Raw genomic sequence first — 8,765 nt, 5'->3', positions numbered from 1 at the left:
GGCCAGAAGGTCTCCTTCGACACCGCCGAGGACCGCCGCTCCGGCAAAGTCGCCGTCAACAACATTCAAACGGCCTAATGTCGGTTGAACAGGCTTGGCCTCCGGGCCGCCTCCCGAAGCCGCCCCTCGAGGGCGGCTTTTTGCTTTTTCTTCTGAAGGAGTCTCCCGTGGGTCATAAATATTCGATGGGCCAACTGGTTCATGCCGCTGCAGCCCATTTCGCCGATCGCACGAGCGGGACCTATGAGATCGTTCGCCTGATGCCCGAGAACAGCGCGGGCGAGCTGGGCTATAGGATCCGTGACACCCTGAGCGGCACCCAGCGTGCGGTCGGAGAATCGGAAATCCGCGCTGTCGGGACAAAGCAGGCCGGGCACAGTCATTGAGTCTTACCTTCCAGATCGCGGCATATTAAGAACGCCGGCGTTCAGCGTGGACTCAGCTACCTTGCAAGACACGAAACCAAGCGGCGTCTATGGGACGCCTCCGGCCGAACTGGCTGAGGTCCCGGCAGGGGCCATCCAGTTCTCGCCCCTGATCCCCGGTTCCGAGCGACTGGAGCAACAGGACGAGGGCTCTCTCGATCGCTTGATCGTGCTGGCCCCACCTGGAACGGTGGAACGACGCTACACCGTCGCCCTGGCCCTGCGGGCGCTTGCGCCCGGCGGGTCCCTGACGGTTCTTGCGCCCAAGGACAAAGGCGGTTCGCGGATCGGCAAGGAGCTCAAGGGTTTCGGCTGCGACGTGGCCGAGACGTCTCGTCGCCATCACCGCATCTGCACTGGCACAGGGCCCGCGCATCCGCCGGGGCTCGAGGATGCTCTGGCGGAGGGCAGCCCCCGGGTCGACGAAACCTTGGGTCTCTGGACATGGCCCGGTGTCTTCAGCTGGAACCGCCCTGATCCCGGCAGCGTCCTCCTGGAGCAGACCCTGCCGGTTCTGAACGGGCGGGGGGCAGATTTCGGCTGTGGCATCGGCACTCTCGCCCGAACCGTCCTGGCCTCCCCCAAGGTCGAACGCCTGACCCTGATCGACATCGACCGTCGCGCCGTCGATATGGCCCGGCGCAACGTCGAGGATCCGCGGGCTGAGGTTCGCTGGACCGATATCCGCAGCGGCATCGACCTGAACGGCCTTGATTTCGTGGTGATGAATCCGCCGTTCCACGATGGCGGCGTTGAGGATCAAAGCCTCGGACAGGCTTTCATCCGCCGGGCCGCGGAGGCTCTCCGGCCGGGCGGGGTTCTCTGGCTTGTCGCCAACCGGCATCTCCCCTACGAGGCCGTCTTGAAAAGCCTGTTCAAGCGCGTGGCGCCGAAGGTCGAGGCGAACGGCTACAAGATCTACGAGGCCGTCAGATGAGCAAGGTTCCGACGCTGCGCCTCGACAGGCTTCTGGCCAATATGGGCTATGGCTCGCGCCGCGAGGTCCAGTCACTGGTCGATGCAGGGCTGGTCACCCTGGACGGGATTGAGATCGAGGATTCCGATCAGCGCATCGCCGTGACGCGCGACCTCTCGGAGCGGATGCGCATCCGGGGCAAGCCGCTCGACCCGCCCCCCGGCCTGGCGCTGATGCTGCACAAGCCTCTGGGCGTCACCTGCTCGCACAAGGAGGCCGGTCCCCTGGTCTATGGCCTCCTGCCGGACCGCTGGCGCCGGCGCGACCCGGCTATCTCGACGATCGGACGGCTCGACAAGGACACGTCGGGGCTTCTGCTCATGACCGACGACGGTACCCTGCTGCACCGGATCATCTCGCCCCGGGCAAACATCTCCAAGCGCTACCGCGTCACGCTTGACCGTCCACTGCGAGGCGACGAGGCGGAGATCTTCGCGGCCGGGACCCTGATGCTCGAGAACGAGGACAAGCCCCTCCTGCCGGCCGGCCTGGAGGTGATCTCCAGCACCAGCGCCTACCTGATTCTGACGGAAGGCCGCTACCATCAGGTCCGGCGCATGTTCGCCGCTCTCGGAAACCACGTCATGGCCCTGCACCGTGATCGGATCGGCGGCCTGACCCTCCCGGATGACTTGGAGCCAGGACAGTACCGCCTGCTCGGCGAGGCCGATCTCGCCCAGGTGCTGCCCCGGCCCGCAGGCAATTGAGGACGGGTCCGTTCGGCCCGCCTACGATGTCGCCGCGGCGATGAGCCCGGCGGTGTCATAGTATTCCTCGAAATCGACCGCCTTGCCGTTATGGAACCGCCAGATGTCGACCTTCCGGGTGTCTGCCACCTTGCCCGTTCCCTTGTGGCGCCAGACCACCCGTCCCACCACGGCCACGCGATCGTTCTGGGCGATGAACTCGTCCATGGCGTGGGAGATCATCTCCCAGTCGCGCATGAGGTCCTCAAGATAGGCACGCACGCCCGCCTTGCTGGTCCGGCGGGCCGTGAAGGGCACTTGCGGCGAACCCTCCGCCAGGGAGCCGAGGGTGACATCATCGGCAATGATGTTCATCCAGCATTCGCAGTCGCGGCCGCTGGTCTCCACCCATCGGGCATAGGCTTGGCGAAGAAGGGAAACATGGTCATTCGGGGCTGCCATTGAGCTCTCCTATGGAAAGCAACCTTGAGCGAGTCGCCCGAGCGACATGGTGAGGCAGGATCTGCTGCCTGCGCAATGTCTCTTCAGGTGGAGCCCAAGCGTGACCGGCGCTAAGCGGACCTCATATGCGCCCGCTTCGGTTGCTCTGAGGCCTCCGGTCGGGTTAGGGAGAGAGGTTCCCCACCTTGGGGTACCGTTCGCTCGGATGGACAGAGCATTGGCCCGACCTCGCATCTCTTTCGCCATCGTGCAGGCCTTGCTCGGACTGATTTTCCTGGCGTGGCTGCCGGCGATGAACCATGCGGGTGCGGAGACCCCTTTTCCCCTTCAGCTCGAGAAAGCTCTTCTGCTGATCGATTGGTCCGACAGCGGAGAGACGGAGCGGGAGAATGGTCCGGAGGAATGGAGTGACGGCGACGGCACCTTAGAGGCTTTCGTGTCTGCAGGTGTGGCCTGCCTCGTCCTGATGAACGGCCAAGGGCCGGGAGCTGCCATCGATCGCTGGCAGTTCATCAACTTCAACCTTCTCGGATCTCTGCGCGCGACCGGTCCACCTTCCCTTTGATCGCAGCCTGGCTTGTCCGGAAGCTAGTCCGAATGGTTCCGGTCGATTGCGTCATGCGCCTGAAATGGCGCTCCTCCTGTTCCTCGAGAACGGCTTTCAACCGTAATTTCGCCCCTGCATCGACCATCGCCGGTCAGCGGGCGAACCTCCGTTGCCGCTGATCTCGACCGTCATACAAGTTCCCTGTCATGGAAGCCCTTTTCCCCCAAGTTCTCAAACTCCTCGGCATCATCTGGATCAACGTCATCCTGTCCGGCGACAATGCCGTGGTCATTGCTCTCGCCTGCCGCGGTCTGCCGGAAGACAAACGCCGGATCGGCATGATCCTGGGTGCCGGCGTCGCGGTCGGCCTTCGGATTATCTTCACGGTCCTGGTCGCGGCGCTCCTTGCGACGCCGTTCCTGAAAATCGTCGGAGGCCTCCTCCTTCTCTGGATCGCCGTGAAGCTCCTGAACGGGGACGATGACGAAGGTGGCGTCAAGGAGACCGACCGTCTCTGGCATGCGGTCTGGACCGTGGTGGTCGCCGATGCTGTCATGAGCCTCGACAACGTCCTGGCGATTGCCGCGGTGGCGCAGGATTCCACAGCCCTTCTCGCCATCGGCCTCGCCATTTCCATCCCGCTTATCGTGGCGGGTGCGGCCCTTATCATGGCCCTTCTGGACCGGCTGCCCCTTCTCGTCTGGGCCGGCGCGGCCCTGCTGGGCTGGGTGGCCGGAGAGATGCTGATCTCGGATCCGTGGCTGATCGAACGTCTCGGTCAGGAACTCAGCCACAAGGCCGAGATCCCCACCGCCATCGTGGGAGCCGTCCTGGTGCTCGCTCTCGGCTATGTCTCCCGGCAGCGGGCAGCCGCTGACGAGACCTGAAGCCACGTAGGCTGGATCGTCCGGATTCTGACTTCGCGGCCGTCCCTGCCTCGGGACGGCTGCAACTGCCCTGCCGGCAGAGGTTGCCCTCCGGGCCGTTATCGGCTAGGGAAGAAACAGGCCCAGCGCCTCAAGCACCCGTAGCTCAGCTGGATAGAGCGTTGCCCTCCGAAGGCAAAGGTCACACGTTCGAATCGTGTCGGGTGCGCCATTCATTTTCAAAGACTTAGGTTCTTAGTGGCCGTTACCTGCCAAAGCTGGGTAAGCAATAGGTAAGCAGCCGAAGCCCATTCGCGCTTTTCATTCAGGTCTCCAACTCTCGACATTCTCGCCTGAATTTAGCTAAGGCACGCCGACGAATCGTCTGGCGGAGGCTAAAGCCTCCGCAGCCGCGCTCCTTCGCGCCTCGTCGAGAGAGGTCGCTGGATCGGACAGAAAGGCGGAGCGCGCCGCGTTCTCGATCTCAGGTCGACATAGGTCAAGCATCAGCGAGACGAGTTTCTCCTGATCGACCAGCCTCCCCTCTCGCAGTGTGCTGGCAGTCTTAATACATTCGTCCGGTGTCTGCATCGGCACCTGGGGGCTCGCTGAAGGCGGGTGTAATGCTGCATTCTCGGGAGGCTTTTGGTCAGAAGCATTCGCGGCTGCCCGCGCTGCCCGCACCTGGACTGCATTTGTGACGACTTCCCGGCGTACCGTAGCCCGCATTTCCCTCTCGACCTGCTGGAGCGTGTCGTCCGTTACATTCGGGTCCTCCGCCCGCATCAATGCGATCCCGGCTCGGATCGCTTGGTCGGCCTCTTGGTCACAGATCGTCAATGCAGCACTGGCGAGCACCTCGGCGGGCTCGGATGAGCCCACCAGCCGGATCAACTGCTTGGTCGTACACTCGTAGAGCCGGTCACGAAGCAGTTCCTGGGCCTTCTGGGTCGCTGCTGCCCTCTGCTTGGCTTCTTCTTCGAGCCTCGCCATATCCTGGGCGCGCCGCTCAAATGCAGATGTTAGGCGTCCAGACAGCGCCCTTGGCAGGTCTGCGGCATAGGGGCCCTTGAAGAAGACGTTTCCGGTACCGGGCCCATAAAGCCTGTCATGCTCCCGAACCATATCGACTAATGAGGGTCGGCAAACACCCTGCACAGCTATCAAGGCCTCATACCATTTGCTACTGCGAGCATGGTCTAAGGCTGCCGGGCTGGAGGCGATAGCCCGGGCCAAACAGTCTGTCGCGGCCCTAACGTAGGGCAGATGAAGCTGGCGACGCTGCTGGTCCGTCAGTCCATATTCCTGCGCCGTTCCAGCCAAAGGTACCAGAGCCAGGAGAGCCACGACGAGAATTCGAGGACGGGACATGGTGGCACCTCGGGCCAGCTTGTTCACGTTCTTTGGAATTCTACTCCTGATGCGGGCAAGCTACGCTTCTAAAAAGGCTTAGAGGATATCTCCTGCGGCCAGTCGGAAGGCCGTGCCACATAACTCTGGAGGCTGTGCCAATAGCGCCGATAGCGCCAATAGGTCTCATTCCTTGGGCTCCTCAGGTTTCTCGACGAACACGCGCACCACTGGGAAGGCCAAGGCCTGACCGTCATCGTCCTCCAGATCCAGGCTCTTCCTGTCGCGCCACTTGCCGGGCTGGCGGTTCTTCAACCAGTTGAGCGCTGCGCCCGGATCGGGCGGAACGTGTGTCGTGGTCTCGGCCCGGATGACCTCACCCTGGAAGCAGAATATCTTCTCGGTCTTGATATCATAGCCTGTGGCGCGCCTGTGGAACGAGACCGCGACATCGGCATCGGCCGGAACCTTCCCGGCCGAGACTGCCTGACGAAACTCTTCATGCTCGCGTTGCCAGCGATAGAATGTTTCAACCGGGATTTCGAAGAACCCGGCCATCTCCTCGTCGGTGTGGGACAAGAGGGCAAGCTTGTAGGCATGCACGGGGTGGTAGGCCGGATCGTACTTGGGTGGACGTCCTCCGGGCATCAAACTCTCTCCGGGATATAGCGCAGGGGCTGAATTTTCAGGGCTCTCGCCCGGAGCTCGTCATTGAACCGTGCCATAGCTTCCGGGCCGATGGCCTTCATCTCGGCCATCTTTGCCCTGAGGGCGGCGGCCATATGCGGCCGCTTGTTCCTCGCGGCGAATTGGAGCGCCCAGGTGTATGCAGGGTACTTGTAGCGGCTTGGAGAGCGCGGCGGGCGCAGCCTGAACTCGACCCATCCCTGCTCGACCGCAGCGGCGAACTCAGGCTTCGTCTCGATCCACTCGTACAGAGCGTAAACCGGCACGCCGAGTGCTTGAGCGATGCCTTCTTCGCTCAGACCGGCGCGAGCCAGGCGCTGCGCCAGATCGGTATAGGCGCTCCGGTATTGGACCAGCTGTGATGACTGCTCTGTCATGGGCGGCCTCGTCTAAGTTCTATATTTGTTCTAAATGTCATCATTCTGATTTTATTGTCTATTGCGGTGACTTGTCCGTCATTAACTGTGTTGCCTTCTGTTGCTGAAGTGGCGTGTAGATGGGGTTCCCCAAGCCCTGCCAGGCAGCCGCGACCTATTCAAAAGGCCCGACAGATGTCCGCTGTGCTGCGGATGAGAGACTGCGCGATACTACGATATGTGTTTGCGCACTGTGCATTAGCGCGGGCAAAAAATTCAACAGTCCGCGCACAAATGGCTCTGTCTCCGAAACTGGAACAAAGAAATCCTTCTCTCCATGATCGATAGATTAATGCCAGATATCTCACAGCATAAATATAGATATGACACAAACACACTAATCGGTTGCAGAACATAAACGCCAAACATTCACTAATTATATCTTAGGTTCGGGTCACGATTGAGCACAATAAATCATGCTATCAAGTACATCTTATCATTCCGATCGAAAAATACTTACTGATCGGGAGAAATTCAGAGATGACTATTTATTACGTATCCACGACCGGGTCGAACGGCGGGGCCGGCACGGCCGCGCAGCCGTTTGCTTCTCTTGAGTACGCGCACAAGCTCGCCAAGCCGGGCGACACCATCAACCTGCGCGGCGGCGTCTACAAGCTCTCCACCGACATCCAGCTCACCAACGACGGCACCGCCGCCGCCCCATCACCATCGCTCCCGGCGAGATGTCGTGCTCGACGGCTCGGCTCAGCCCCTCCACTATGCCTACTTGCCGCATAGGGAATGGGGGCTGAGTCGGCCCATTCTTGGACTAGATGAATAGAAAGTCGTCGGCTGCAAGGTGGGCCTTCAGTACCCCCTGAAACACGACAGCGTTTTTGCCGCCCAGACTGAGGACAGCGTTGCCGTTCACGTCGCTGATATAGGCCTGCAACTCGGCAAACGTGTCGACACCCGGAAGCAGATTTGCCGGCAACTCCACTCTGTCGCCAATTCCTTGGCCAGGAGCGAAGTCGGTGATCACGTCCGCCCCACCATTCCTGCCAAACACAAAGGTGTCGTTCCCTAATCCACCGGTCAAGCGATCATCTCCCCCAAGACCACTGATCCGATCATTGCCCCCTAAACCATTGATTGTGTCAGCCCTGCTGGTTCCTGTTAAGACGTCATCGCCTTCTGTTGGAGTGGTTGACGGTGGGCGAGGATCGCCGCCACCACCCCCCACCACCCCGATCGACACCGTGGTCACGGCGCTCGTGCCACCCGCATTATCCGTGGCCGTGTAGGTGAAGGTGTCAATACCCGAGAAGTTTTTGCTAGGCGTGTAGGTGAACGCGCCGTCAGCTCCAAGATTGAGAACACCAGATTTGGGCCCCGTGACCAGAGTTGCATTGAGGGTCTGGCCATCCGGGTCTGTATCGTTTGCGAGCACTCCTTGACTGGCGGCCACGGTGAGCGTCTGGCTCTTCGTGACTGTATACGCATCGGCGGTTGTTACCGGCGGGTGATTCAACAGGCTGGCAGCAGCGTAGTTCTGATTGCCGAACCGGAAAACCTCGACAGCAGAAACCGTGTCGCTTCCATCAGGTGAACCTGGCCGAGCATCAGTAATCCGCAGCGAGCCATTCCCGAGTTGCTCGACGCTGTAATCAGCGCGTGCACCTGTGTAGACTGCGAGGTCCGTACCGGCTCCGCCATCGACCGAGTCGTTCCCCGCTCCGCCGGTCACTGTATCGTTGCCGTCACCTCCCGTGAGCTGGTTGGCAAGCCCGTTCCCAGTGATGGCATCACCGCCCGTACCACCCACCACATTCTCAATTCCGGTAAGGGTGTCGGTTCCAATCTGCTCACCTGTAGCCGTCCCGGTATCCAAGTTCACCGTCACGCCGAGTGAGGTGCTGGTATACGTCACGGCGTCGTTGTCGGCCCCGCCATCATAGACGTCATCCCCGAGACCTGATCCACCGATGATAGTGTCGTTGCCAGCGCCACCTTGGACAGTGTCATTGCCGTCCTGAGCATAGAGAGTGTTGGATCCCTCGTTGCCGACGAGCGTGTTATTGAGGCTGTTCCCTGTGGCTGAGCTATTTGCTGTCCCGGTTAGCATCACGTTCTCGACATTTTCCGGGAGAACGACAGTACTTGTCCCCTCATAAAGGACGGTGTCCGTGCCATCGGTGCCGTACGAGCTGTCGAGCGCGGCTGGATCAATCACCTCGATATTGTTCCCCCCGGACTCGTTTGGCGTCACGAATACGCGGCCAACACGGATCACGTTTCCGGAGAGGCCGTCGCTGGAGCTGAGCACGATGCCACCCTCAACTGTGCCGGTGAGCGTCACCACCGTCTCGAAGCTGCCGTTGGCGTCCGTGTCGATCTGCAGCTCCGT

The 8,765-nt window shown here is 61.2% G+C and carries 11 protein-coding genes, 1 tRNA gene and 1 pseudogene; 8 read left to right on the top strand and 5 right to left on the bottom strand.

Annotation, left to right across the window (positions count from 1 at the left end; all coding sequences use genetic code 11):
- The 4 genes and pseudogenes from KBI52_RS33895 to KBI52_RS03380 all read left to right on the top strand — a co-directional run.
- Positions 1-78: pseudogene (locus KBI52_RS33895) on the top strand (cold-shock protein); the annotation flags it as partial.
- Between the two features lie 89 nt (positions 79-167).
- Positions 168-386, top strand: coding sequence for a hypothetical protein (locus KBI52_RS03390; RefSeq protein ID WP_173945203.1), 219 nt, complete (start codon positions 168-170; stop codon positions 384-386).
- A gap of 61 nt (positions 387-447) precedes the next feature.
- Entirely contained in the window at positions 448-1,362 is a 915-nt protein-coding gene (locus tag KBI52_RS03385) for a class I SAM-dependent methyltransferase (RefSeq protein ID WP_247654150.1), read from the top strand.
- Positions 1,359-2,108: a pseudouridine synthase gene (locus KBI52_RS03380; RefSeq protein ID WP_210805302.1), complete on the top strand. Its 750-nt coding sequence runs from the start codon at positions 1,359-1,361 to the stop codon at positions 2,106-2,108. Before KBI52_RS03385 ends, KBI52_RS03380 begins: the two co-directional genes overlap by 4 nt.
- Before the next feature lie 21 nt (positions 2,109-2,129).
- On the opposite strand, the gene KBI52_RS03375 is transcribed toward KBI52_RS03380, so the two are convergent.
- Entirely contained in the window at positions 2,130-2,549 is a 420-nt protein-coding gene (locus KBI52_RS03375; RefSeq protein ID WP_173945201.1) for a nuclear transport factor 2 family protein, read from the bottom strand.
- 217 nt (positions 2,550-2,766) lie between these two features.
- On the opposite strand from KBI52_RS03375, the gene KBI52_RS03370 reads away from it, so the two are divergent.
- The 3 genes from KBI52_RS03370 (at position 2,767) to KBI52_RS03360 (ending at position 4,194) form a co-directional block, all read left to right on the top strand.
- Complete coding sequence (locus tag KBI52_RS03370) at positions 2,767-3,114, top strand: hypothetical protein (RefSeq protein ID WP_210805300.1); 348 nt, start codon at positions 2,767-2,769, stop codon at positions 3,112-3,114.
- A gap of 188 nt (positions 3,115-3,302) precedes the next feature.
- Positions 3,303-3,983 (top strand): TerC family protein, encoded by a 681-nt coding sequence (locus KBI52_RS03365; RefSeq protein WP_210805298.1) that lies wholly within the window; start codon positions 3,303-3,305, stop codon positions 3,981-3,983.
- 134 nt (positions 3,984-4,117) lie between these two features.
- Positions 4,118-4,194, top strand: a tRNA-Arg gene (locus KBI52_RS03360).
- Positions 4,195-4,325: 131 nt separating this feature from the next.
- Here the strand turns inward: KBI52_RS03360 and KBI52_RS03355 are convergent.
- From KBI52_RS03355 to KBI52_RS03345, 3 genes are all read right to left on the bottom strand, one after another.
- Positions 4,326-4,955, bottom strand: coding sequence for a hypothetical protein (locus tag KBI52_RS03355; RefSeq protein WP_210805296.1), 630 nt, complete (start codon positions 4,953-4,955; stop codon positions 4,326-4,328).
- A gap of 543 nt (positions 4,956-5,498) precedes the next feature.
- On the bottom strand, positions 5,499-5,960 hold the full coding sequence (locus tag KBI52_RS03350; protein ID WP_210805294.1) for a helix-turn-helix domain-containing protein: 462 nt from the start codon (positions 5,958-5,960) through the stop codon (positions 5,499-5,501).
- Positions 5,960-6,376, bottom strand: a complete 417-nt coding sequence (locus KBI52_RS03345) for a hypothetical protein (protein ID WP_210805292.1) — start codon at positions 6,374-6,376, stop codon at positions 5,960-5,962. Before KBI52_RS03345 ends, KBI52_RS03350 begins: the two co-directional genes overlap by 1 nt.
- A 519-nt stretch (positions 6,377-6,895) precedes the next feature.
- Here KBI52_RS03345 and KBI52_RS03340 point away from each other — a divergent pair.
- Positions 6,896-7,156 (top strand): hypothetical protein, encoded by a 261-nt coding sequence (locus KBI52_RS03340; protein WP_210805290.1) that lies wholly within the window; start codon positions 6,896-6,898, stop codon positions 7,154-7,156.
- A 31-nt stretch (positions 7,157-7,187) separates the two neighbouring features.
- Here the strand turns inward: KBI52_RS03340 and KBI52_RS03335 are convergent.
- Positions 7,188-8,765: Ig-like domain-containing protein (locus KBI52_RS03335; protein WP_210805288.1), on the bottom strand; the 1,578-nt coding region annotated here is incomplete at its 5' end.

Source organism: Microvirga sp. HBU67558, from assembly GCF_018069605.1.
In the GTDB taxonomy this organism is placed as follows: domain Bacteria; phylum Pseudomonadota; class Alphaproteobacteria; order Rhizobiales; family Beijerinckiaceae; genus Microvirga; species Microvirga terrae.
The sequence above is the reverse complement of the archived record's forward strand: the minus strand, read 5'-3'. Positions and strand labels throughout refer to the sequence as shown.